Annotated in this window: 27 protein-coding genes; 17 read left to right on the top strand and 10 right to left on the bottom strand. The window is 68.7% G+C overall.

The window, feature by feature from the left end; translation table 11 throughout:
* The 4 genes from ACIQPR_RS10515 (at window position 1) to ACIQPR_RS10500 (ending at window position 5168) form a co-directional block, all read left to right on the top strand.
* Window positions 1–1284 carry an adenylosuccinate synthase gene (locus ACIQPR_RS10515; RefSeq protein WP_403645018.1) on the top strand — a complete coding sequence of 428 codons (1284 nt, stop codon included), beginning with the start codon at window positions 1–3 and terminating at the stop codon, window positions 1282–1284.
* A gap of 191 nt (window positions 1285–1475) precedes the next feature.
* Window positions 1476–3296, top strand: coding sequence for a bifunctional metallophosphatase/5'-nucleotidase (locus ACIQPR_RS10510; RefSeq protein WP_403645015.1), 1821 nt, complete (start codon window positions 1476–1478; stop codon window positions 3294–3296).
* An 80-nt stretch (window positions 3297–3376) separates the two neighbouring features.
* Window positions 3377–3652: a hypothetical protein gene (locus ACIQPR_RS10505; protein ID WP_403645012.1), complete on the top strand. Its 276-nt coding sequence runs from the start codon at window positions 3377–3379 to the stop codon at window positions 3650–3652.
* Window positions 3653–3812: 160 nt separating this feature from the next.
* Window positions 3813–5168, top strand: coding sequence for an MFS transporter (locus ACIQPR_RS10500; protein ID WP_403645009.1), 1356 nt, complete (start codon window positions 3813–3815; stop codon window positions 5166–5168).
* A 62-nt stretch (window positions 5169–5230) separates the two neighbouring features.
* Here the strand turns inward: ACIQPR_RS10500 and ACIQPR_RS10495 are convergent, their stop codons facing one another.
* Window positions 5231–5428 carry a hypothetical protein gene (locus ACIQPR_RS10495; RefSeq protein ID WP_403645006.1) on the bottom strand — a complete coding sequence of 66 codons (198 nt, stop codon included), beginning with the start codon at window positions 5426–5428 and terminating at the stop codon, window positions 5231–5233.
* 366 nt (window positions 5429–5794) lie between these two features.
* Here ACIQPR_RS10495 and ACIQPR_RS10490 point away from each other — a divergent pair, with 366 nt between their 5' ends.
* The 4 genes from ACIQPR_RS10490 to ACIQPR_RS10475 all read left to right on the top strand — a co-directional run bounded on the left by ACIQPR_RS10490 (window position 5795) and on the right by ACIQPR_RS10475 (window position 7676).
* Window positions 5795–6556: a hypothetical protein gene (locus ACIQPR_RS10490; protein WP_403645003.1), complete on the top strand. Its 762-nt coding sequence runs from the start codon at window positions 5795–5797 to the stop codon at window positions 6554–6556.
* Between the two features lie 120 nt (window positions 6557–6676).
* Entirely contained in the window at window positions 6677–7288 is a 612-nt protein-coding gene (locus ACIQPR_RS10485) for a hypothetical protein (protein WP_403645001.1), read from the top strand.
* Entirely contained in the window at window positions 7288–7539 is a 252-nt protein-coding gene (locus ACIQPR_RS10480) for a helix-turn-helix domain-containing protein (RefSeq protein ID WP_403644998.1), read from the top strand. The genes ACIQPR_RS10485 and ACIQPR_RS10480 overlap by 1 nt, the downstream gene beginning before the upstream one ends.
* Window positions 7539–7676 carry a hypothetical protein gene (locus tag ACIQPR_RS10475; protein WP_403644995.1) on the top strand — a complete coding sequence of 46 codons (138 nt, stop codon included), beginning with the start codon at window positions 7539–7541 and terminating at the stop codon, window positions 7674–7676. The genes ACIQPR_RS10480 and ACIQPR_RS10475 overlap by 1 nt, the downstream gene beginning before the upstream one ends.
* Before the next feature lie 117 nt (window positions 7677–7793).
* Here the strand turns inward: ACIQPR_RS10475 and ACIQPR_RS10470 are convergent, their stop codons facing one another.
* Genes ACIQPR_RS10470 through ACIQPR_RS10460 form a run of 3 tightly spaced genes read right to left on the bottom strand, consistent with a single transcriptional unit; the run spans window position 7794 to window position 9141 of the window.
* Window positions 7794–8099 (bottom strand): hypothetical protein, encoded by a 306-nt coding sequence (locus ACIQPR_RS10470; protein WP_403644992.1) that lies wholly within the window; start codon window positions 8097–8099, stop codon window positions 7794–7796.
* A 20-nt stretch (window positions 8100–8119) separates the two neighbouring features.
* Window positions 8120–8296, bottom strand: coding sequence for a DUF397 domain-containing protein (locus tag ACIQPR_RS10465; RefSeq protein ID WP_403644989.1), 177 nt, complete (start codon window positions 8294–8296; stop codon window positions 8120–8122).
* Window positions 8293–9141 (bottom strand): helix-turn-helix transcriptional regulator, encoded by an 849-nt coding sequence (locus ACIQPR_RS10460; RefSeq protein WP_403644986.1) that lies wholly within the window; start codon window positions 9139–9141, stop codon window positions 8293–8295. Before ACIQPR_RS10460 ends, ACIQPR_RS10465 begins: the two co-directional genes overlap by 4 nt.
* A 116-nt stretch (window positions 9142–9257) precedes the next feature.
* Between ACIQPR_RS10460 and ACIQPR_RS10455 the strand changes: the two genes are divergently transcribed.
* From ACIQPR_RS10455 to ACIQPR_RS10440, 4 genes are all read left to right on the top strand, one after another.
* Complete coding sequence (locus ACIQPR_RS10455) at window positions 9258–9665, top strand: hypothetical protein (protein WP_403644983.1); 408 nt, start codon at window positions 9258–9260, stop codon at window positions 9663–9665.
* 53 nt (window positions 9666–9718) lie between these two features.
* A complete protein-coding gene (locus ACIQPR_RS10450) occupies window positions 9719–9985 on the top strand; it encodes a hypothetical protein (RefSeq protein WP_403644980.1) in 267 nt (88 codons plus the stop codon).
* Complete coding sequence (locus tag ACIQPR_RS10445) at window positions 9982–10437, top strand: hypothetical protein (protein ID WP_403644978.1); 456 nt, start codon at window positions 9982–9984, stop codon at window positions 10435–10437. The genes ACIQPR_RS10450 and ACIQPR_RS10445 overlap by 4 nt, the downstream gene beginning before the upstream one ends.
* A 110-nt stretch (window positions 10438–10547) precedes the next feature.
* A complete protein-coding gene (locus tag ACIQPR_RS10440; protein WP_403644975.1) occupies window positions 10548–10838 on the top strand; it encodes a hypothetical protein in 291 nt (96 codons plus the stop codon).
* A gap of 12 nt (window positions 10839–10850) precedes the next feature.
* Here the strand turns inward: ACIQPR_RS10440 and ACIQPR_RS10435 are convergent, their stop codons facing one another.
* The 4 genes from ACIQPR_RS10435 to ACIQPR_RS10420 all read right to left on the bottom strand — a co-directional run bounded on the left by ACIQPR_RS10435 (window position 10851) and on the right by ACIQPR_RS10420 (window position 16200).
* On the bottom strand, window positions 10851–11501 hold the full coding sequence (locus ACIQPR_RS10435) for a hypothetical protein (RefSeq protein WP_403644972.1): 651 nt from the start codon (window positions 11499–11501) through the stop codon (window positions 10851–10853).
* Window positions 11502–11558: 57 nt separating this feature from the next.
* Entirely contained in the window at window positions 11559–13985 is a 2427-nt protein-coding gene (locus ACIQPR_RS10430; RefSeq protein ID WP_403644969.1) for a dolichyl-phosphate beta-glucosyltransferase, read from the bottom strand.
* 26 nt (window positions 13986–14011) lie between these two features.
* A complete protein-coding gene (locus ACIQPR_RS10425) occupies window positions 14012–14713 on the bottom strand; it encodes a GntR family transcriptional regulator (protein ID WP_403646439.1) in 702 nt (233 codons plus the stop codon).
* A gap of 131 nt (window positions 14714–14844) precedes the next feature.
* Window positions 14845–16200 (bottom strand): aspartate aminotransferase family protein, encoded by a 1356-nt coding sequence (locus ACIQPR_RS10420; protein ID WP_403644967.1) that lies wholly within the window; start codon window positions 16198–16200, stop codon window positions 14845–14847.
* Window positions 16201–16441: 241 nt separating this feature from the next.
* Between ACIQPR_RS10420 and ACIQPR_RS10415 the strand changes: the two genes are divergently transcribed.
* Window positions 16442–17437 (top strand): helix-turn-helix domain-containing protein, encoded by a 996-nt coding sequence (locus ACIQPR_RS10415; protein WP_403644964.1) that lies wholly within the window; start codon window positions 16442–16444, stop codon window positions 17435–17437.
* Here the strand turns inward: ACIQPR_RS10415 and ACIQPR_RS10410 are convergent.
* The gene (locus ACIQPR_RS10410; RefSeq protein ID WP_403646437.1) at window positions 17392–17625 is read right to left on the bottom strand and encodes a DUF397 domain-containing protein; all 234 of its coding nucleotides are present in this window, start codon (window positions 17623–17625) and stop codon (window positions 17392–17394) included. The two genes, ACIQPR_RS10415 and ACIQPR_RS10410, sit on opposite strands and share 46 nt — an antisense overlap.
* Before the next feature lie 602 nt (window positions 17626–18227).
* On the opposite strand from ACIQPR_RS10410, the gene ACIQPR_RS10405 reads away from it, so the two are divergent.
* The 3 genes from ACIQPR_RS10405 to ACIQPR_RS10395 all read left to right on the top strand — a co-directional run bounded on the left by ACIQPR_RS10405 (window position 18228) and on the right by ACIQPR_RS10395 (window position 22174).
* On the top strand, window positions 18228–18353 hold the full coding sequence (locus ACIQPR_RS10405) for a hypothetical protein (protein WP_403644961.1): 126 nt from the start codon (window positions 18228–18230) through the stop codon (window positions 18351–18353).
* Window positions 18354–18616: 263 nt separating this feature from the next.
* Complete coding sequence (locus ACIQPR_RS10400) at window positions 18617–20530, top strand: serine/threonine-protein kinase (protein WP_403646434.1); 1914 nt, start codon at window positions 18617–18619, stop codon at window positions 20528–20530.
* 117 nt (window positions 20531–20647) lie between these two features.
* The gene (locus tag ACIQPR_RS10395; RefSeq protein WP_403644958.1) at window positions 20648–22174 is read left to right on the top strand and encodes a substrate-binding domain-containing protein; all 1527 of its coding nucleotides are present in this window, start codon (window positions 20648–20650) and stop codon (window positions 22172–22174) included.
* 18 nt (window positions 22175–22192) lie between these two features.
* Here the strand turns inward: ACIQPR_RS10395 and ACIQPR_RS10390 are convergent, their stop codons facing one another.
* Entirely contained in the window at window positions 22193–22927 is a 735-nt protein-coding gene (locus ACIQPR_RS10390; RefSeq protein WP_403644955.1) for an SLATT domain-containing protein, read from the bottom strand.
* 261 nt (window positions 22928–23188) lie between these two features.
* Between ACIQPR_RS10390 and ACIQPR_RS10385 the strand changes: the two genes are divergently transcribed.
* Window positions 23189–23533, top strand: coding sequence for a YbaB/EbfC family nucleoid-associated protein (locus ACIQPR_RS10385; protein WP_403644952.1), 345 nt, complete (start codon window positions 23189–23191; stop codon window positions 23531–23533).
* Window positions 23534–23539: the final 6 nt, after the last annotated feature.

Raw genomic sequence — 23539 nt, 5'->3', positions numbered from 1 at the left:
GTGCCCGCACTTGTGCTGCTCGGTGCTCAGTGGGGTGACGAAGGCAAGGGAAAGGCGACGGACCTGCTAGGTGGGTCGGTCGACTACGTGGTGCGCTACCAGGGCGGCAACAACGCCGGCCACACGGTAGTCGTGGGCGATCAGAAGTACGCCCTTCACCTGCTCCCTTCCGGGATCCTCACACCGGAGTGCACTCCGGTCATCGGCAACGGTGTCGTCGTCGACCCGTCGGTCCTGTTCTCCGAGCTGAACGGGCTGAACGAGCGCGGCGTCGACACGTCCAAGCTCCTGATCAGCGGTAACGCTCACATCATCACGCCCTACAACGTGACGGTGGACAAGGTGACCGAGCGCTTCCTCGGCAAGCGGAAGATCGGGACGACGGGCCGCGGTATCGGACCCACCTACGCGGACAAGATCAACCGCGTCGGCATCCGGGTCCAGGACCTCTACGACGAGTCGATCCTGACGCAGAAGGTCGAGGCCTCCCTCGACATCAAGAACCAGATGCTCACCAAGCTCTACAACCGGCGCGCCATCGCCGTCGAGCAGGTCGTCGAGGAGCTGCTGTCCTACGCGGACCGCCTCAAGCCGTACGTCGCCGACACGGTCCTCGTCCTCAACCAGGCGCTGGACCAGGACAAGGTCGTCCTCTTCGAGGGCGGGCAGGGCACGCTCCTCGACATCGACCACGGGACGTATCCCTTCGTCACGTCCTCCAACCCCACGGCGGGCGGCGCGTGCACGGGCGCGGGCGTGGGCCCCACCAAGATCAGCCGGGTCATCGGCATCCTCAAGGCCTACACGACCCGGGTCGGCTCGGGCCCGTTCCCGACCGAGCTGTTCGACGCGGACGGCGACGCGCTGCGCCGGATCGGCGGCGAGCGGGGCGTCACCACCGGCCGTGACCGGCGCTGCGGTTGGTTCGACGCGGTCATCGCGCGTTACGCGACCCGCGTGAACGGCCTGACCGACTTCTTCCTCACCAAGCTCGACGTCCTCACCGGCTGGGAGCAGATCCCGGTCTGCGTGGCCTACGAGATCGACGGCAAGCGCGTCGAGGAACTCCCGTACTCGCAGACCGACTTCCACCACGCGAAGCCGATCTACGAGAACCTGCCCGGCTGGAGCGAGGACATCACGAAGGCCAAGACCTTCGCGGACCTCCCGAAGAACGCGCAGGCGTACGTGAAGGCGCTGGAGGAGATGTCGGGCGCCCCGATCTCCGCGATCGGTGTCGGCCCCGGCCGTACGGAGACGATCGAGATCAACTCGTTCATCTAGGACGGCGGTTGAGTCGCGGCGGTCGAGTCGCGGTGGTCGAGCGGGGCACTTGGGCCGGTCTTGGGAATCCTTGACCGGCCCTTGGGCTGTCCGTGGTTACGCCGGTAACGGGTGGGGGCCAGCATCTACGCGGGTAGCCCGCCGCGCCCCGCACGCCACGCCCGTCCTCTGTGCTCATCCAGGAGTCCTGAATGCCCCTCAATCCCATGAACCGCCGTGAGTTCGTGCAGAAGTCCGCCGTGACCGGCGCCGCCGTGGCCGTCGCGGGGACGGCGGCGGCGACCCCGGCCGAGGCCGCCGACCGGCACCGGCCGAAGCCCAAGCCGAAGACCTGGTCGTTCTCCATCCTCGGCACCACCGACCTGCACAGCCACGTCTTCAACTGGGACTACTACACCAACGCGGCCCCGGTGGACTCCAAGGGCAACACCTACGGCATCGCGCGCATCGCCACCCTGGTGAAGAACATCCGCGCGGAGAAGGGCGAGCACCGCGTCCTGCTGGTCGACGCCGGCGACATCATCCAGGGCACCTCCCTCGCCTCGTACTACGCGAGCGTCGACCCCATCACCGGCAAGAACGGCAAGCGCGGCCCCAAGCACCCCATGGCCATCGCCATGAACGAGATGCGCTACGACGCGGCGGCCCTCGGCAACCACGAGTTCAACTACGGCATCGAGGTCGTCCGCACCTTCGAGAAGCAGTGTCACTTCCCGCTGCTGGGCGCCAACGCGCTGGACGCCAAGACCCTGAAGCCCGCCTTCGAGCCGTACACCGTCAAGCACATCAAGGTGCCGGGCGCCCCGGACATCAAGGTCGGCATCCTCGGCCTCACCAACCCGGGCATCGCCCTGTGGGACAAGGACAACGTCTCCGGGAAGATGGCCTTCACGGGCCTGGTCGAGCAGGCGAAGAAGTACGTGCCCCGGCTGCGCGCGCTGGGCTGTGACGTCGTGTTCCTCACCGACCACTCGGGCCTCGACGGTACGACCTCCTGGGGCGACGAACTCCCCTACGTGGAGAACGCGTCGAACCTGGTCGCCGAGCAGGTGCCCGGCATCGACGCGATCCTCGTCGGCCACACCCACGTCGACGTGCCCACGTACACGGTGAAGAACGCCGAGACCGGCGACGACGTCCTCCTCTCCGAGCCGTACTGCTACGGCTACCGCCTCTCCGTCTTCGACTTCGAGCTCGAACTGGAGCGCGGCTGCTGGAAGATCACCTCCAAGACGGCCACGACCCTCAACAGCAACACGGTCGCCGAGGACCCGCGGATCACCGAACTCCTCACCGCCGACCACAACTTGGTGGTCAAGTACGTCAACACCGCGATCGGCACCTGCACCGAGGCGATGTCGACGGCGGAGGCCTGCTGGAAGGACGTGCCCGCGATCGACTTCATCCAGCAGGTCCAGATGGACGCGGTGAAGGCGGGCCTGTCGGCGGCCGACGCGGCGCTCCCGCTGATCTCGGTGGCCGCGTGCTTCAGCCGTACGGCCACGATCCCGGCCGGCGACGTGACGATCCGTGACGTGGCGGGCCTCTACGTCTACGAGAACACCCTGTACGGCAAGAAGCTCACCGGCGCCCAGGTCAAGGACTACCTGGAGTACGCGGCGAAGTACTACCACCAGGTCCCGGTGGGCACGGCCGTCGACACCGCCACCCTCACCAACGCCAACAGCTTCTGGGACTACATGTACGACATGGCGACGGGCGTCGACTACGAGATCGACATCGCGGCGGCCGAGGGCTCCCGCATCAAGAACCTGACGTACAACGGCACGGCGGTCGCCGACGACCAGGTCTTCGTCGTCGCCGTCAACAACTACCGCGCCAACGGCGGCTCCGGCTACCCGCACATCGCCGCGGCGGAGATCGCCTACAGCTCCACCAACCAGGTCCGCGACCTGATGGTCGCCTACGCGACGGCGAAGGGCACCATCGACCCGTCGACGTTCGCGGCCACCAACTGGAAGCTGACGCAGGGCGGGACGGCGGTCTTCTAGACCCCGGACATCTCTCGCACCACTGCCCGGGGACAACCGACCCCCGGGCAGTGGTGTATCCAGCGAGCATGAGGAATCGGATGATCGAGCCCCGTGAGGCACGTGTCGCGCTGATGCTGGAGTCCGCGCTGAGTGCGACGGCCGTGGTGTGGTGGATGTATCTGCTGTGGCCCTCGCGGAACTCCGCCTACACGCGGCCGGACTTCGTGGTGGTTCTCGCGGTGGCGGGGTCTCTCGCCGTGACCTGGGCGCTCCGGGGCGGCGGGCGGCGTCTGAACACGGCGAACCTGGTGTTGACCGCCGTACGCGGGGTCGCGGTGCTGACGCTGTCCCTGTGGATCCTTCAGGACTTCTAGCGCGCCTTCGCGCCCGCGGTCCGGTGCAGTGCCGACATCAATGTTCAAGGATGTGAATATCAGCCCAACCCGTTGACCCGGACTGATCGGCTCCGTATGGTCTCCACGCATGTGATGGCAAGTCACGTACGTGAACAGGGGTACGACAACGATGTCTGCGATGTCTGTGGTGTCCGAGGTCGAGCAGAGGGCGGTCGGCAAGTTCCTGCGCCGCATGATGCCTCTCCTCGTCCTCATGCTGCTGGTCAACAACCTGGACCGGACGAACGTCGGGTTCATCCAGGACGAGCTGAAGGCCGACATCGGCGTCAGCGCCACCGCCTACGGCCTGGGAGCCGGCCTCTTCTTCATCGGGTACGCGCTGTTCGAGGTACCCAGCAACATGCTGCTCGAACGCTTCGGCGCCCGCGTCTGGCTCACCCGGATCATGATCACCTGGGGCCTGGTGATCGTCGCGATGAGCTTCATCCACAGCGTGCCGGTCTTCTACGCCCTGCGCTTCCTGCTCGGCGTCGCCGAGGCGGGCTTCTTCCCCGGCGCGATGCTCTACATGACCCAGTGGCTGCCCGACGCCAGCCGCGGCCGGGCCACGGCGATCTTCCTCGGCGGTTCGGCGGCGGCCGGGATCGTCACCGGCCCGATCACCGGAGCCCTGCTGGAACTGCACGGCCTCGGCGGATTCGCGGGCTGGCGCTGGATGTTCGTGCTGGAGGGCACCTTCTCCATCGCCGTCGGCATCGCCGCGGGCTTCTTCCTGGTCTCCCGCATCGAGGACGCGCGCTGGCTGTCGACGGAGGAGCAGCAGGCGCTGCGTTCGGCGGTCACGGAGGACGAGCAGGTGCGCAGCAGGGCGCCCAAGGTCTCCCGGCTGCGCCTGATGATCCACCCCCAAGTCGCCCTGCTCACCGGCGCGTTCTTCGCGATGACGCTCACCGGGTACGCGATCACGTTCTGGCTGCCGAGCCTGATCGAGGAGATCGGCGGGCTGTCGTCCTTCCAGGTCGGGCTGCTCTCCGCGATACCGGCCGTCTGCTCGATGATCGCGATGTACTCGATGAGCCACTTCACCGACCGGGCCGAGGACCGCCGCCCCTACCTGGCGATCACGCTGGTCCTCTCCGCGATCGGCACGTATCTCGCGACCCTCGGCAGCCCCTGGTTCGGGCTGGTCGCCATCACGCTCGCGGGCGTCGGCTCCAAGTGCGCGGCGACCCTGTTCTGGCCGATGGCCCAGGCGGGCCTGGACCTGCGGATCGCGGCGCCGGGCCTCGCGCTGGTGAACTCCATCGGCAACCTCGGCGGCTTCGTCTCGCCGTTCCTCTTCGGGTACCTCAAGGACACCACCGGCTCGACGAACGGCGGCCTCTACACCCTCACCGCGGCGTCCCTCCTCGCGGTGATCGCCGCCCGCTACATCCGCGGCGCCCGCGCCGACACCCAGCCCACGGACACGGCCCCGACCCCGACTCCGGCCCCGAGCCCGGACGGGGACGCCCAACGCCCGGTGGTGTCCTAGGAGTTGCCAGTCAGTCCGGGAGGACCGCCTCCGGGCCTCCCGGAGGTCGGCACCCGGCGACGCTACCCGTCCGCCGCGGAGGAGTCCTGGCTCCGCCGGGTCTTCCGCTTCGCGTCCGCGCGTACGAGTTCGCCGGCGGCCAGGGTCACGACGGCGACCGCCCGCACCCAGCGGGGGCCGCCGTTGGACGCCCACCACACGCAGGCGCACCCGGCGAGGACGATGACGACGAGGAGGGACAGGGCGACGAGCAGGACCATGGGGGGCTCCTCTTGGAACTTCAGAATCGTCGGGGCTCAGAGCCTGTGCGCGGATCTTCGCACAGCGGTGCGCCAGTTGGGAGACTTCCGTCCGGGTAGGTGGCCCAAATCCACCTGAGTCAGGCCCTGTTATGGAAGACCGTCGCCTTGAGGCTCAAGTAAGGCTCAGATGATCGGGAACTTCGTTGACGCCCCTGTGAAGGTGTCGCATGATCGACGCGGGTTCAGTTGAATTGACCGTCAGTTGAACCCCTTGGCGGGGGGCGTGCGCATATCCATAGGGGATGTTTGCAATTTCCCCCGTCTCCGTTTCCGTACTCGGAATCGGAACTCATAAGAGGGGGAATGCAGGTAATGCGTTCAGTCATGCGCAAAAGTTCCATCGCGGCTGCGGGCGCGGGTCTCGCCGTGATCACGTTGGTGGGGGTGCCCGGCACGGCCGTCGCCGGTGGCGTGCAGCCTCCGGGGCCCACCACCACCGCCGAGAACTACGTGGCCTACCTGGAGGGCAGGGCAAAGGCGGGGGACGCCGAGGCGAGCGGCATATCCAAGCAGTTCCAGGCGCTCTCCATCGAGAACCAGTTCAGATTCCTCACGCTGATCGGCAACTCGAAGACGACCCAGGCCTACGCCCAGACGGTGAGCGAGGTGGGCGACGAGGCCTCCGACACGCCTCCCGCCCCGGGATCGTCCACGCAGCTGCTCGGAGCCGGGCACGAGGTCGAGACCGTGACCGAGACCGGGGAGGTCGCGCCGCAGGCGCAGGGTGCCGCCAAGTCGGCCAAGTCTGCTGCGGCAGCCGCGGCGTCCTACAAGGACATGTGGGCCTCGTACACGGTGTACGACAAGATCTTCGGAATCAAGGTCACCAAGGTCAGTGTCCGGACGAACTATCAGGTCAAGGGCAAGGACACGACCAAGGTCTATCCGGGCAGCGCCTCCCACTACAACTACGTCCCGGCCGCGTCGTTCTCCAACTCGCCGGTGAAGGAGTGGATCTCCTCCGCCGACAACGCGCAGACGGAGACCACTTGGACGGCCACCTGGACGGGCGGTCTCGGCTCCTGGTCCGCGCGTGAGCGGGTGTGGGCCGACTACGGCGGCTTCGTCGGCGGATACCTGAAGTAGCCCCGTGCTCCGCCGGGGCTGGTTCCGCAACTCCCCGCCGTGATCTGGGGGTTCTCTCTACGGCCCGCCTCGTGTATCGTTTTTCGATAACATCGTTCATCGATATGCGAGGCGGATGTCGTGGTGCAGGACCAGAAGCTGCTCGAACCCATCGCCACCGTGGCCTCCGTGGCCCTGCGTCTCGTCATGGCCTTGACCGTCGCCGCGTTCGTCCTCTCCACCGTCCATGGCTGGGGCGGCCACGATGTCTGCGTCACGGACTGGAACTCCAACAGCTCCTACGCGCCACGGGGCTTCACCGCCGAGTCGGGTGCCCGTGTCGGTTCCATCCCGCGGTACTGCGCCGAAAACGCCACGGCGGCGCAGAACACCCTGGCCATGCTCGGCCCGCTCACCTCCCTCGCCGTGAACCTCGGAGGCCTCTTCCTCCTCAACCTGCTGTTGCGCGGCGCCGCGCGCGAGGGGGTGCACACGCCGCAGACCGCCGGCCGGCTGCGGCTGCTGGGGTGGTGGCTCCTCGTGGGCAGCGTGCTGGCGGCGACCGTGGCCGCCCTCGCGCGCACGGCGCTGTTGGCGTCGCTCGCCCGGGACGCCGACCTCACGGCGCTCTCCTGGCTCCAGGCGTGGCACGCGCCATGGTTGGCCATCCTGGTCGCCCTCGGCCTGCTCGCCTTCTCCCGGATCACCCGCGCCGGTTCGAAAATGCGCGAAGACCTTGAGGGGCTCGTCTGATGGCCCCGGAAGAAGGAGACGGCCACGCTGTTGTCGTGCACCTCGACACGTTGCTGCGCCGTCGTGAAATGACGCTGGCCGAACTGGCCCTGCGTGTGGGCGTCACCAATGTGAACTTGTCCGTCCTCAAGAACGGCCGCGCGAAAGCGATCCGCTTCAGCACGCTCACCCGCATCTGTGAAGTCCTGGAATGTCAGCCCGGCGACATCCTCACGGTGCGGACATCTCTGTCTGACGAAGGAGAACGTTGATGTACGGAACAATGGATACCGGCTCGAAGGTCGCCATCTTCCTGGTGGTGTTTCTGATCGTTGCCGGAATATCTGTCGGAATCGTCCGGTTCAGGAAGTCCGGTAAGGCCACGAAGAACTCGGCCAACGGCGAATGACGTAACGGCACTCCGGCGAAGCCCGTCGGTCGGCCTCTGCCAGTCCCGTATTTCCGCCGCCCAGTGGTTGCACATCCTCGATCACGGCGGATCCCTCCAACGCCTTCGCGCCGGGGTCTAGGAAGGTGCTCGGTCCAGAGCGGCGATCACCGCCTCAGACACCATCACTCCCGCCTCCTGGATCCGCTGACGCATGTCCCCTTCGTACAGCCAGGCGCAGGCCTCGATGGCTGGGTGGAGTTCGGCGAGGATCAACGCTGCACGTTTCGGTACGTGGTCTGCTGCCCTCCATGCCGTCCCGCAGCAGTCGATCTCCTCCTCCAGCGTGAGGAGCGCTTGCTCATCGAAGCCCTCGTTCATACGCAGTGGCATCACGAAGCGATCCGCCGCCTCTTCCAGACGGCTGATCAGATCTGTCGCCATGTGCGTCTCCGTATGGAACTTCAGACGGCAGCCGCGACGAACACGGCCCAGGCTTCGCCGGAGACGGTGAGGGTGGGGCCGTCGGGGTTCTTGGAGTCACGGATGTGGAGGGCGGTGGGGCAGGTGGCGACTTCGAGGCATTCGCCGCCGCTGTCGTTGCTGTAACTCGACTTGATCCACCGCAGGTTGCTGGTCATGCGCGCTCTTCTCCTGCCAACTTCCGGATGAGGCTCAGGGAGTCGTCCGGGCTCAGAGCCTGCGTACGGATCTTCGCATAGCGGTGCGAGAGTTGGGCCACCTTGGCGGGATCACTGATCAGGATGCTCTCGTCCTCGATCTCCAGGTAGACGACGTGGCGATGCTCCTTCGTCTCAACGATGACCATGTCGCCGCGAGTTCCCGCGTGTCCGCCGCGCAATGCCCTTTCCATCGGCACCACTTGGACACTGACATTGTCCCGTTCTGCATCCTCCGCGAGCGAGCGCAGCTGTCCGCGGTGGACGTCCCAATTCGCCAACGGCCGCCTCAACACCGACTCGTCGAGGATCAGCTCGATCATGGCCGTCGGATCGCGGTCGAAGAGTTTCCGGCGGGTCACGCGAGCCTCGACCAGCTCCTCCACCTTGGTGTCGGGGAGTTTGGGGAAACCGCCGCCGATCAAGGCCCGGGCGTAGTCCTCGGTCTGGAAGAGGCCGCCAACCACGTACGTCTGATACGACGACAACGTCACCGCCTCCGCCTCCATCAGCGCGAAGTTCTTGAACTGCGGCGGGTACTTGTCGAGCAGGACGTACGTGCGGGCCTCCTCGAAGATCTGCATCCCGCCCCCGATCGCCTCCTCCAGCTTGACGAGCATCTCGTCGCTCGCGGGCTGCGCGCATGTCTCCATCGCGCTGATCGCGGACCCGGTGTAACCGGTGATCTTGCCCAACTCCACCTGCGTGAGGCCCTGTTGCTCACGCAGCGCCTTCGCGAGGAGAGCGACAAGGCGCGCTACACCGCTCGCCTCCGACTTGTTCTCCGCCCGCGCCATCACGGTCACCCCCGAACTCAACCGAACTCAACCGGTCACCAACACCTCACGCCCGCATCCGACCGTCGCGGACGGTCGACGCAGAGTCATGGAAAAAGGTAGCCGTGCCTGCGGAAACTGTCGGCATGGATACGCGAAGTGACCTGAAATGGATCCCCGTGACCGGCATCCAACTCCGCAAGGCGGGGGTCCAGTTCGACGCGGTGCGGGTGGACGGTGACGAGGGCAGAGAACTCGCGGACCGGCTGGCCCGGATGACGGGAGGGGTGCCGGGGCCGGTCGTGGAGGAGGCGACCGGGAACCGGCCGGTCTACTTCCTCGTCCCGCCCGGCAGCACCTCGCACCGCCCCTGGCCACCCGGAGTGACTCGCCTCACCGCCGGCCCGAACCGCGTCTCGTACATCCCGGTCCCGGCCATCAACGGTCAGACGTGGCCGTTGAGTTGGCGCTACCGCCCGACGTCACCGGACCACTTCGTCCATACGCTCCTGCTGCGTACGGCCCTTCAGTCCCGGACGGAGGGAGTGGGATGACCGCGTTGCTGCTCGACAGGTCCGAGGCGGTATACCGCCGGTATACTGTGCTCATGGCTGACACCACGATCAAGGTCGACCCCGCAGTCCGCGACCGTCTCCAGGAACTCGCCCGGGAGCGTGGAATCAGCATGCGGGACTTCGTCGCGGAGCTGGCCGGGGCCACTCCCACCAAGGGCGAACTGCGCAAGCGGTACGAGGAGACCAGGGCGTATGTGGAGGAGCACTTCCTCGGCAGGCCCTACACCGAAGAGGACGAGAAGGCCGGCGAGGAGCTGTGGGCCGACCTCGAAGCCGGGCGGATCGGGGAGGTCCAGTGACGGGGGAGGAGCGGTACCCGCTGCCGCGTGCCGTCATCTTCGACGACACCGCCGCGCTGGCGCTCGGTGCGGGCAACATCATGGCCTCCCGGCTCGTCGTCGAGGCCGAGAAGGATCCCGCTCTGCGCGTCTACGTCCCGGCGCTCAGCCTGGCCGCCGCCGAACGGGAACGGGCGGGCGTCGCCGAACATGTCGGCGCGTTGCCGTCCGTGGCCGTCGAGGGGCTCGACCTCGCGGCGGCCACGGCCGTGGGCAAGTGCCTGCGGGTCGCCGGTGGCGTGGATCCCGATGCCGGCGGCGACAAGGGTGAAGTCGACTGGAGCGGTGCCCATGTGCTGCATCTCGCCCTGCCCACCGTCGAGTGGCCGCGCGGCCGGCCCGTCCTGACCAGGACGCCGATCCGGTATCGCGGTACCGGCATCCGCACGATCCGCATCGTCGAGCAGAACTGATCGCGAGGGCGAAGGTGATGGAGGGGCCTCCTCGCCGGGACGGCCCCTTTGTCCGGGCATATCCTGAAGTGGTCCACCCCGCGCACGCCGACCAGGAGAAGGTGACTGCGATGCGCATGATGCTGAAGGCATGCATGGACACCGAGAAGGGGAACGAGGCCATCCGCAACGGGACCCTGGGGAAGCTCATGGAAGAGTCCCTGGAGCAGATCAAGCCCGAGGCGGCCTACTTCACCGCGGAAGGCGGCAAGCGCACCGCGTTCCTGTTCTTCGACCTCAAGGACGCCTCCGACATTCCGTCGATCAGTGAGCCGTTCTTCCTCAACCTGGGTGCCGAACTCACCTGGGCCCCGGTGATGAACGCCGAGGACGTCGCGAGCGGTCTCGCCAAGATCCGTTAGTCCACCGGTCCGCTAGCTGAACACGATCATCGAGCCCTGGGCCAGGCTGCGCGTCGCCGCCGCGTGCAGCCCCAGCCAGACGTGCCGCTCGCGCGCGAACGGGCTGGGGTCGTAGGGCGCGGCGACGGCCGGTTCCTCCAACTCCGTGGGCGCGGTCGGGGGCTGCGGCGGCGTGGGTGGGTTCGCGGGGTCGATGCCGATCGTGGGGGCGACGAACTCCAGCTCGCGGAGAAGGGTCTGGGACGAGCCCAACGGGCCGCCTCCGGCGAGGAGTTCGTCGTTGGCGAGGGGGTGCGGGAAGTCGACCGGGACGTAGGCGCCCGCGTGGTCGTAGTGCCAGACGAGGTGGGACTGCTGGGCCGTGTTCTCGAACATCTCCAGGAGCTGTTCGTAGTCGCCGCCCAGGTCGTCCACCGGGGTCACCGGGAGCCCGCAGACCTGGAGGAGGTAGGCCCGGCGCAGGAAGTGCAGCGCGTCGTAGTCGAATCCGGCCACCGGGGCGACCTCGCCGGACAGTCCCGGCATGTACTGGTACACCGGCACCGGAGGGAGCCCGGCCTCGGCCAGCAGCGAGTTGTAGAGCGCGAGTTCGTCGGCGAACGGGTTGTCCGGGGTGTGGCACAACACGTCGACGAGCGGGACCAGCCACAGGTCACAGGCCAAAGAGGGCTCCTAGTGGTCAAGTAAGAGTAGAGGGAAGAGTAGTCGGTGCGGCCCGGGTCAGCTCCCCTCGTGCAGGTCCCATACCCACACGCCGTCCACCCACTTACCGGGTTTGCCGACCAGTTCCGTCACGGCCGTGCGCAGCTTGTCGTCGTGGGGCTGCGGGGCGACCACGAGGGCGCCCGCGTGCCAGTACGCGAAGTCCGCCTTCGCCTGCGCCTGCCAGTTCTTGCCGATGGTGGGGAGGACACCCGTGTAGCGGACGTCCCGCAGCATGTTGGAGGTGTAGCGGGGCGCGGCGCCGTAGATGCCGATGCGGTCGGTGCCGAAGGGGCCGTTGAAGTAGCCGCCCGGCATGTTGAAGCCGAGGTGGGCGGCCGTCTGCCAGTGCAGGGGCTCCGCCGCGCCGGGGTCGGGGAGCGGGATGGGGACCAGGGACTCGCCGGCGCGGACGTACGACTTGTAGGTGCCGTCGGTGAAGAAGGCCGGTACCGCGGCCCGGTCGACCGCCTTCAGCGGTGCGGGGACGAGGGGCAGCAGCGCCAGGGAGACGGCGAGCAGGCCCACGTACTGCGTGCCCAACTCCCGTGTCGCGGCGAGCCGTTCGACCGCGAGCGCGACCAGCATGCCGAGCGCGGGGGCGCAGATCATCGCCACCCGGCCCTCGATCACCGACTCGAAGAGCGGTTGGTGGGCGAGCAGCGCCCAGGGGCCGGGGTAGATCGCGTCCGTGAGCGGGATGCGGATCTTGGGGCCCATGGAGAGGACCGCGGCGGCGACGGCCGTGAAGGCGAGCGCCTTGACCAGGGCGTGTTCCCACAGCCGTACGACGATGGCGAAGGCGAGGGCGACCAGCGGCCAGCCGTAGAAGGCGTTCTGTTCGGTGGGGTTGAGGGAGAGCGAGTTGGCGCGGACCTCGTTGCCCGCCATCAGGGAGCGTTCGGCGAAGGAGAGGAGCGCGAGGGGGCTGTTGCCCGCGTTGTCGCCGTGCAGGACGCTCTTGTAGCTCTGCGGGCCGGCGAACTGGTACCAGAGGGGGATCAGGATGATCGGCGCGCAGATCCCCGCCGCGATGCCCAGGCCCTTCAGGAGCGGGCGCCACGCCGCCTTGACGGCCTGCCTGTCGAGGACGCCGTAGGACGCGGCGAACAGGACCATGCCGAGGGAGGCGAGGAGCAGGGGTTCCTCGCCGAGGAAGATCTGGTAGGCCGCCATCAGGCCGAGCACGACGCCGTCGCGGACCACCCGCGTGCCCGCGCACAGGCGCAGGGCGCGGTCGATGATCAGCGGGATCATGAAGAGGATGACGAAGTTCGGGTGCGCGTTGGCGTGGCTGACCATCGGCGGGGCGAAGGCCGCCAGCGAGGCGCCGACGAAGGCCGCGGCCCGCTGGCGTACGACGCGCTTCACGATCAGCCAGTACCAGGCGGCGGCCGTGGCCGCGAGGCCCAGCGCCATGCAGACGCTCAGGGAGACCGCCGGACCGGCCAGCAGGGTCAGCGGCGCGAAGGGGACGGACAGGCCGAGCATGACCGTGTTGGCCATGAGGTTCACGCCGTCGGGGAAGCCCTGGAGGTCGGAGAAGAACGGGTTGTGGAGGTGGGCCACGTTGTCGGCGGTGACCGCGAAGAACCACTCCCACTGGTTCTGGTCCTGGAGCGAGTCCTCCAGATAGCGGTGGCTCGGGTCGAAGAAGCGGCCCGAGTAGAGGGCGACCGACATGAGGAGGAAGAGGACGGTGACCAGGACGTCGACCGGGCGCAGGGAACGGGCGCGCAGGCGGGCGAGTTCGGCGAGGACCCGGACGTAGTCCAGGGGCCGCACCTTGGACCCGGACTGGTGGGACCAGCGCACCGGGACCTCGGCGACGTCCCAGTCGGCGCGCCGGAAGTGCTGGAGGACCTCGACGTCGATGCCCCAGCCGTTGATCCGGGAGGCGGCGAAGGCCTCGCGGGCGCGGTCGCCGTCGAAGAGCTTGAAGCCGCACTGGGTGTCGCGTATGCCGGGCACGGCGGCCTTGCGTATCAGGAAGTTGCCCGCGCGGCCCAGGAGTTCACGGACCGGGTGCTGGTGGCTCTCGATGGTCGCGCCGGGTGTGGCCCGGGAGCCGATCGCCGCCGCGCTGCCCTCGCCGAGTTCCTTGTCGAGCTTCTCCAACTCCTCGATGGGCGTGGCGAGATCGGCGTCGGTGACCAGGACCCGGCGCCCGCGCGAGGCGGCCACGCCCAGGCGCAGGGCGTGGCCCTTGCCGCGGTTGCGGGGGCTGGTGACCAACTGCACCCGCGGATCGGTGCGGGAGGTGACGACCTCGCGGGTGCCGTCGTCGGAGCCGTCGTCGGCGACGACGATCTCCCACGCGCCGAAGCGGCTCTCGTTGTCGCTGAGATACGTGGTGATCGCGTCGAGCGTCGGCCCGAGCCGCCGTTCCTCGTTGTAGGCGGGCACGACGACACTGAGGTCCACGACGACGACACTGGGGTCCACGGCCGGAGCGGCCCTTTCCGGTCCGGTCACCGGGCGGCCAGCCGCTCGATGAGGGCGAGGGAGTGCGTGTTGTACGCCTGGACGATCGCGCGCGCGCCCGGGGTGTCGCGGCACGCCAGGGCGTCGACGAGTTCGGTGTGCCGGGCCCACAACTGCCCGCGCAGATCGGTCAGTCGGCGCAGATGCTGCACCGTGCACACCCAGGACTGCACGCGCACACGGTGCAGGAAGTCGCCGAGGTAGGGGTTGCCGAACATGGTGCTCAGCTCGCGCCAGTACCGCAGGTCGTAGCCGATCAGCACGGTGAGGTCACCGGCCTCGGCGGCGCGCTGCGCCTCCTCGCCGCGGCGGCGGACCCCGGCGAGCGCGGCGACGGTGCGCGGGTCGTCGGTGCGGTCGAAGACGGGGTGGCCGCCGGCCAGCGCCAGGAACATGCCCTCGGTGACCAGCGCGCGGGCCTCGATCATGCCGCGGTGGTCGGCCACCGAGTACTCGTGGACGCGGAAGCCCCGGTGCTGGTCGGCCTCCAGCAGGCCCTGCGCGGAGAGATCGACGAGGGCTTCCCGGACGGGGGTGGCGGAGACGCCGTACTGCTCGGCGATCTCCTTCACCGTGAACTCCTGGCCGGGCTGGAGCCGTCCGGCCAGGACCTCGTCGCGAAGCGCGTCGGCGATCTGCTGCCGCAGGGTGCTGCGGGTCACGGCGCCGTTGCCGCTGCTTCCGGGCATCGTCGGAGCGTCTCCCTCGTCGCGTTCGATGGCGTACTCGTATATCTCTACGAGCACGTCACCTTACGCGTTCGGGTTCCCGCCCTGCCCGTATCCGGGCACCAGGGAGACGGACCCGCCCATTCCGGGTGCTACGAGGTGAATTCGTCGGCCACGGACAGGGCCGTGTCCAGCGCGGCGAGGCCCTCCTTCAGTTCGGCCTCGCTCACGTTGAGCGGCGGGACGACATGGGTGCGGTTCATGTTGACGAACGGCCACAGCCCCTGCTGCTTCGCGGCGGCCCCGAACGCGGCCATCGCCGCGTTCGCCTCACCGGCCGCGTTGTACGGCACCAGCGGCTCGCGCGTCTCCCGGTCCTTGACCAGGTCCAGCGCCCAGAACATGCCGACCCCGCGCACCTCGCCGACGCTCGGGTGCCGCTCGGCCAGCGCCCGCAGGGCCGGCTCGACGACGGTCCTGCCGAGGTGCTTCGCGTTCTCCACGACCCCCTCCTCGGCCATGACGTTCATGGTCGCCACGGCGGCGGCACAGGCCAGCGGGTGCCCGGAGTACGTCAGCCCGCCCGGGTAGGCCCGCTTGCCGAAGGTCTCCGCGACGGCGCCGGAGATGGCGACCCCGCCGAGCGGCACGTATCCGCTGTTCACGCCCTTGGCGAAGGTCATCAGATCCGGTACGACGTCGAACAGGTCGGCCGCGAACCACTCACCGGTCCGCCCGAAACCGGCCATCACCTCGTCCAGGACGAAGACGATCCCGTACTTGTCGCAGATCTCACGGACCCCGGCGAGATAGCCCGGGGGCGGCACCATGATCCCGGCGGTCCCCGGAACGGTCTCCAGCACGATCGCTGCGACGGTCGCCGGCCCCTCGAAGACGATCGTCGTCTCCAGGTGCTCCAGCGCCCGCGCGCACTCCTGCTCCTCGGTCTCCGCGTAGAAACGGGACCGGTACAGGAAGGGCGCCCAGAAGTGCACGACCCCGGCGGAGGCGCTGTCGCTGGCCCAGCGGCGCGGGTCCCCGGTGAGGTTGATCGCCTGCTGCGTACCGCCGTGGTACGAGCGGTAGGCGGAGAGCACCTTCGGCCGCCCGGTGTGCAGCCGGGCCATGCGCGTCGCGTGCTCGATCGCGTCCGCGCCGCCGTTGGTGAAGAAGATCTTGTCCAGGTCCCCGGGTGTCCGCTCGGCGATCAGCCGGGCCGCCTCCGAGCGGGCCTCGATCGCGAACGCGGGCGCGAACGTCGTCATCGTCGCGGCCTGCTCCTGGATCGCGGCGACGACCTTCGGGTGCTGGTAGCCGATGTTCGTGTAGACGAGCCCACTGGTGAAGTCCAGGTAGCGCCGGCCGTCGTAGTCCCAGAAGTACGACCCCTCCGCGCCGGCCACGGCGAGCGGGTCGATGAGCTCCTGCGCGGACCAGGAGTGGAACACATGCGCACGGTCCGCGGCCTTCACGGCGGCACCGGCCTGGGGATTGGGCTGAGGGGTCATGGCGCCGAGCCTAAATGTCCGCGATACGGAAAGGTATCGGCGTCCTGTCTGCGGGACGGGGCGAGACGCGACAGTGTGTCGACATCGTCCGGACCCGGCGCTTGTCGGGTCGGTCTTTCTGCTCGATGCTGAACTCCAGGTGGCCGTTGTGCACCCGGCCTGTCGCCGTATCGCTGGTTGCGCGCTGGCAGCGCCCGCCTGACGCAGTTCTGGAACGCACGGACACGACGGGGGGTGGCAGTTGCCGCTCACAGATCCTGCTCTTCAGCGCCGGAAGCTCCGCGACCGGCTGCGCAGGCTACGGGAGGCTGCGGGTTTCACACAGCGGCAGGTGGCGGACGAGATGGAGTGGTCCCTCTCGAAGATCATTCGCATCGAGACGGGGACGGTCGGCATCTCGATCACCGATCTGAGGGCGCTGATCGGCTACTACGGAGTCAGTGACCCGGCGGAGTCGAACACGCTGATCGGCATGGCGCGTGCCGCCAAGGAACGGCCGTGGTGGGACCGCTACCGGGGGAAGGCGGACCCGGCTTTCCTGCTGTCCCTGGGGTACGAAAACTCCGCCTCGATCATGCGCAGCTTCGAACCCTCGCTCGTCCCGGGGCTGTTGCAGACCGAGGAGTACACCCGGGAAGTGCTGAGGGTGGCGGGGGTGCTCGAAGCGGAGGCGCTTGTGGAGTTACGTCTGGAGCGGCAGGAGCGTCTGCTGCGGCCGGACGGCCCGGAGATGCACTTCATCATCGACGAGAGCGCGATCACGCGGGCGGTTGCGAGCGCCTCCGTGATGCGCCGCCAGATCAGACGCCTCAAGACAATCGTCGATCACCCCAAGATCACCCTCAGAGTCCTGCCCTTCGCATCCGGCCTGTACAAGCATTACAAGACGCCCTACGTGCTCTACGAGTTCGAGGATCCCGAAGAGGACTTCGTCCTCTACCTGGAGCAGAACACCCAGGCGGTCATCCGTGAGGGACAGGGCTGGGCCGACTCGGACGCTCCCGCCCGCTATCTGGAGTCGTTCTTCGGTATTGAGCAGCTCGCCAAGAGAGACGCGGCCGAGGGACTGCTGGATCTCGCCCTCTCACGGCATTCAGAGCCGGCGGCAAAGAGTTCCGATCACGCCAAGGACTCCCGGGCCGAAGCGGTTGTACCCGCTCCGGCCGCATCGACGGAGAACACCCATCCGGATCAGACCGACGGGAACGCCTCGCCGGACACTCTCGAAACTCCCTGAGCGGAAGCCGAGGCGACGGTGCTCACGAAGTCCGTCCAGCTGCCCTGGGAAAACCTCAGGAGAAAAGCGCTGCTGTTCTTGGAGTCACGCACCAGAACATCCTTTCCGAGGGCGACCTCGACGCAATTCCCAGTATCGCTGGCACTGCTTTTGCGGAACAGTGCTGGCGGTACGGCAGGCTGGTTCATCGAGATCTCCGGCGCATTGATCTGGGCATGACGGGCGGCCCCTGAATCGTGAGCCGAGAGCGGCATCATAGGTATCACACCAGGTTTTGGATGTCATCTGGCGTGGCCAGGGCCTCCTCGGCATAGCTCGTTCCGCCTGCCGCCGGGTGGCATCCGGCTCAACGGCCATCCGCCAACTGGCTCTTTGCATATGCTCGGCTGCATGGGTAGCTCTGCGTGCTTGCAGCCGCGCACGGTGAACCCCGTATCCTGGCGTAGCGCGTCACAGCTTTTGGAAAATGGGCGATCTGACACTTGGCAGATCGCTTCCGGGCTCGGATACTGAGAGCAAGAGGTATCCGTTGTCCCGTGTTGGCGGACAGCGAGCGGTTCGCAGCGGCTACTGCGGGCCGGTGAGTGAATCGTCCTGATGATCCTGTTTTGCTGGAGTTGTCGGGGCGATTCGCTCCTCCTTTTTCGTTGAATGCGCCCCCTGCCGCCCTGGCGAAACAGAAGACCGTCATGTGAAAATTGCATTGCCAGGGCGTTGCGCTTCTTTCGATCGAATGGGCGCTTCCCTTTGTCCCCTGCTGAATCAATTCGCGGGGAAGGGGGTGAAACACATGTATGGAGTGCTGGGCAAAGTCGTCACCGAAGCCATGCAGAGCTGGTCCAAGACCGCGCGCCTGTGCCTGCTGGTAGTCGTGATAGCCGTCGCGGCGGCAGTGGCGTTCCGGCTTCAGGGGTGAGTCTCTGCCCGTTTTCACGAGCCGACGGATACCTCTTTCGTCCGTGGCCGAGCCAGTTGACAGCACGCTGCTTCCCGGCAGTGTGCTGTCGGCTGTTGCAGACCTCCTGCTGCTGCCGAGTCCGGCTCCGCCGTTACGGAACCGTAGACACCGCCCCGGCCGTCTCGTCGATTCGCCGCACTATTCTCGGTCTGTCGCGGAGCGCCGGGGACAGGACCGAGGCCGGGGGCGTGACCGGGGATTTCAGGGGAGGCGGCGCGGTCGTGGAGAAACTGGGGGCGGCCGATCCGCAGCGGATCGGGGCGTATCGGCTGCTGGGGCGGCTCGGGGCCGGTGGCATGGGGCATGTGTATCTGGCCCGGTCGGACCGGGGGCGGACGGTCGCCGTCAAGCTGGTGCGGGAGGACCTGGCCGCGCAGGAGGAGTTCCGCGCCCGCTTCCGGCAGGAGGTGCAGGCCGCACGGCAGGTCGGCGGGTACTGGACCGCGCCCGTCCTGGACGCCGACACCGAGGCCGCGGTGCCATGGGTGGCCACCGGGTACGTCGCCGGGCCCAGCCTGCAACAGGTCGTCGGCCGCGATCACGGAGCGCTGCCCGAGCGGTCGGTACGCATCCTCGCGGCCGGGCTCGCGCACGCGCTCCAGGACATCCACGCCGCCGGCATCGTCCACCGCGACCTCAAACCGTCCAACGTGCTGGTCACCATCGACGGCCCCCGCGTCATCGACTTCGGCATAGCGCGGGCCCTGGAGACCCAGGCCGGGGACGGCCTCACCCGCACCGGCTCACTCGTCGGCTCGCCCGGATTCATGGCACCGGAACAGGTCCGGGGCGACCGCATCACCCCGGCGTGCGACATCTTCTGCCTCGGCTCCGTCCTCGCCTACGCCGCCACCGGCACGCTCCCCTTCGGCAGCGCCAACAGCGGTGTCCACGCGCTGATGTTCCGCATCGCCCAGGACGAACCCGACCTCACGGGCATCCCCGAGGGCATCGCCGAACTGGTCCGCGACTGCCTCCGCAAGGACCCCGGCGCCCGGCCCACCCTCGACCAGATCCTCGACCGCACGGGCGCGGAGGACACGGTCTCCTCGGGCCGCTCCCACGACCCCTGGCTCCCGAACGCCCTGGTCGCCCAACTCGGCCGCCACGCGGTCCGGTTGCTCGACACCGAGGACCCGCAGACGGCCGAGCTGGAGCGGGTCGAACCGGTCCGGCTGGAGAAGAACACCCCCGTGGCGCGGGCCCTCCAGACCCGGGCCGCCGAGCCCCCGGCCGCCGCGCCTCAGGCCGCCGAGCCCCTGGCTCTGGAGCCGGCTCAGGGGGCCGCGCCCGGCCCCGCCCCCGTCTCCGAAGCCTCCCCCGAACACGCCCCCGCCTCCGACGACTTCTCCCCGCCGCCCCCCGCGGCGGCGACCGGTGCCGCCCCGGCCGACCCGCAGCAGCACCCCCAGCCCGCGCCCGGTTACGGCTACCCCCAGCTTCCCGGGCGGCAACTCGTCGGGTGGGGCGGGCAGGTGCCGTACAACCCCTATCCGCACAACAACGGCGCCGCCCCCACCCAGCCCTACGGCGCGGGGTCCTACCTGGAGCCCCGGGAGCCGCGCCGCAGCAGGCGGTCGACCGCGCTGCTCGTCCTGGTCGCGCTGGTCGTGGCGCTGGGGGCGGGCGGTTCGGTGTACGCGCTGATGAAGGGCGGCGGCAACGGCAGCCGTACGGCGACCGGTTCGGGCGGCCGGGCCACCAGCGCCGCGCCCACCACCCCGGGGTCGGCCGACGGGCAGCCGTCACCGACCGGTTCGGCGTCGGCCGCCGCGAAACCCTCCGGCGACGACGCCGTACCGAGCGGCTACCTCGGCACCTGGGACGCGGCCATCGACAACTCCACCGGCCACAACACCCGCCAACTCACCATCACCCAGGGGACGGTGGGCGACCCGGTGCTGAAGCTGGTCGCGGACGGACCCGGCTACCACTGTGTGTTCAGCGCCGACCTCACCCGGAAGCCGGGCGGCGACGGCCCGTTGCGGATCGGTGCCTCCACCGTCACCTCGGGGCAGCCGCTGTCCTCGTGCAGTCCGGGCGCGGCCAGCGAGGTCACCCTGCTGTCGGACGGCACCCTCCAGCGGGTGAACACCGACAGCGGCGAGAAGCTGACGTACACGAAGTCGGGCTGAAGTCCCCTCGTCCCAGGGACAGTTGAACGTCACCCCGGCTTCGGCCGGTGGCCCCCTCGGGTTCGTCGGCCGCCCGTACCGTGACCCCACGATCCGACTGGGGAGCGGGGGCCCGCAGTGGAGTGGTTGAGCGCGGAGAACGTCGTGGCCGTGGGCACCGCGGTGCTCGGTATCGTCGCGTCCGGCGTGATGGTCTGGTACGAACGCCGGGTGCCGCGCCGCAAGCGGATCGGCTATCGCGTCCAGATGGACAACCCCATCGGCGACGACGTCCGTTCGGGCCGCGCCAACCGCCGCCTCGGCCTCTTCGACGAGGCTCCCGGCATGGCCGACGCCACCCTCGTCCTGCTGCGCATCGAGAACGACGGCTCGCAGAGCATCGCCGACAACGACTACACCGGACGCGAACTCCACGGCCTCACCGCGGTGTTCACCGACCGCACGATCCGCGGGGTCTCGGTCACCCAGCCGGTCGGCACCGACCATCTGATGGACCACTTCACCCCGGCGGCGGGCCTCGGCTACGACTCCAACACGCTGCGCATCCCGCGCGTCCCGCTCAACCCGCGCGACCACTTCAAGCTGCTGGTGCTGCTGTCCGGCGGTGACGTCGGCTGCGACATCCGGCTCATCGGCGGCCTCCGCGACGGCGAGGTGCACCCCAACCGCAGTGCCACCCCCGACGACAAGGCGCCCCTGTTCAGCCGCGCCTCCCGGCTGATCACCATCATGCTCACGGTGTGCGTGGTGACCCTGGCGACGATCGTGGTGGCCCGCGACGACACCCCGCCGCCGATCGGCTGCGCGCGCGGCACCCTGACCGTCACCGGTTCGACCGCCTTCGCGCCGGTGATGGAGGAGGTCGCGAAGAAGTACGAGAAGGACTGCGAGGGCGCGAAGGTCGTGGTGGACCCGCACGGATCGACCGCGGGCGTACGGGAGTTGGAGACCGCCGGGCTCGCGTCGAAGAAGGGCTCACCGGCGGTCGTGGCCCTGTCGGACGGGCCCAAACCGAGCGACATGCCCCAACTGCTGGAGAACCGGGTCGCGTTGTCGGTCTTCGCGATCGTCGTCAACGACGACGTCCGGCTGAAGAACCTGAGCACCGCGGACGTACGGCGCCTGTACCGGGGCGAGATCAGGAACTGGCGCGAACTCGGCGGACCGGACGTCGCGGTGCACCTGGTCAGCCGGGACGCCAACTCCGGGACGAGACAGGTCTTCCAGCGCCGGGTGCTCAAGCGCGGCGAGATCGCCAACTCCTCCGTCGACTGCGTCCACAAGGACGATCCGACGGCCCCCGTCATCCGCTGCGAACTCGACTCCACGGACCAGGTGCTGTCCGAGGTCGCCGAGGTCCCCGGCGCGATCGGCTACAGCGAACTCACCCTCGCCTCGCACGCCAAGGGCCTGCGGGTGCTCGCCCTCGACGGCCACGCCGCGTCCGTGGACGCCATCGAACACGGCCGGAGCGCCTACCCGTACCGCGAGATCGAGTACGCCTACACCTACGGCCAGCCCCCGTCCGACTCCCTCACGTCGAACTTCCTCACCTATCTGACCCGGGGCAACGGCCAGGACGTGATCCGCATCCACGGCCACATCCCGTGCTGGACGGTGGAGGGCATGAAACTGTGCGCGTAAGGCCTGTCGCAGCCCGCGTCAGCGGGGCTCGGGGGGCCGCTGGCGGGGCATGTTCGGCCGGTTGCCGCCAGGACCGCCGGGGCCGCCGGGACCGCCCGGACCCGGCGGCAGCGGGAATCGCCCGTGCACGACCGTGCCCTCCTGGCGTCCTGTGCCGGCCACCGTCGACTGCATGACCAGCGGCGCCGAACCGGTGCGGAACTCCACCATCCAGTCGGCGGTCTCCATCCGCACCAGCTCCGTCACGTCCTCGGTGAAGCGCCGCAGCACCCCCAGACACCGGTCCGCGGCCTCGCTCGCCGTTCCCTCGGCCGGCCCCAGCATCTCCCGGACGCCCTCCGACGCCCAGTCGAACTGGAGCACCTGAAGGCGCCGCTGCACCGCCTGCGCCGTAGCGACGTCCCGCATCCACCCGGACGTCATCCCGAAGAGCCGGTCCCCGGCCACGCACGCCGCCCCCAGCAGCAGCGCCAGATAGCCCCAGGAGGCCAGCCCGGTCAGCACCCCGGTGAGATCGAGCAGCGGCAGCGCCGCCCCGACGACCGTGCCCAGCGTGGCGCCCGTGCGCAGCACCCGTGCCCCGCGCCGCTTCCACACCCGGTCGGCGAGGTACCAGGCCGCCGTCTCCAGCGCCCCGCGCTCGACCCACCGGTACAGCTCGTCCAGCCGGGCCGTCGGCTCGCCCCAGTCCCCGGGCGGAAACGTCCGCCCGGCCAGATCGCCACCCTCGGGCTGAATCTCGGGCTGACCCACCCGGTACTCCCTTACGTTGTGTGACACCTGAGGCTGATGTGCCGGATCCTTCCTACCGCCCAATGGGTGGCGAAGGCTCCGGTTTCACCGCTTTTCCGCCCGGAAGTGGGTCTTGATCAGGTATAGGACGCGGTAAGGACTCACTCGAAAGAGTGCTGAAGCGATGACTGCCCGGACCACGTAGGCTCGTGCCGAGCGGGGAAAACCTCGCCCGCACAGCCGTACCCCTGACTGACAGCCGTACGAAACCAGGAGCTGATCGTGATTCCCGGTGGTGGCCAGCCCAATATGCAGCAGCTGCTCCAGCAGGCCCAGAAGATGCAGCAGGACCTGGCGAACGCGCAGGAGGAGCTGGCGCGGACCGAGGTCGACGGACAGGCCGGCGGCGGTCTGGTCAAGGCCACTGTCACCGGCGCCGGCGAGCTGCGCGCGCTGAGGATCGACCCGAAGGCGGTCGACCCCGAAGACACCGAAACGCTGGCGGACCTGATCGTCGCGGCCGTCCAGGCGGCCAACGAGAACGCGCAGACCCTCCAGCAGCAGAAGCTCGGCCCGCTCGCGCAGGGGCTGGGCGGCGGCAGCGGTATCCCGGGCCTGCCTTTCTAAGACCGG

It is taken from the genome of Streptomyces sp. NPDC091280, assembly GCF_044768565.1.
Taxonomy (GTDB): Bacteria; Actinomycetota; Actinomycetes; order Streptomycetales; family Streptomycetaceae; genus Streptomyces.
The sequence above is the reverse complement of the archived record's forward strand: the minus strand, read 5'-3'. Positions and strand labels throughout refer to the sequence as shown.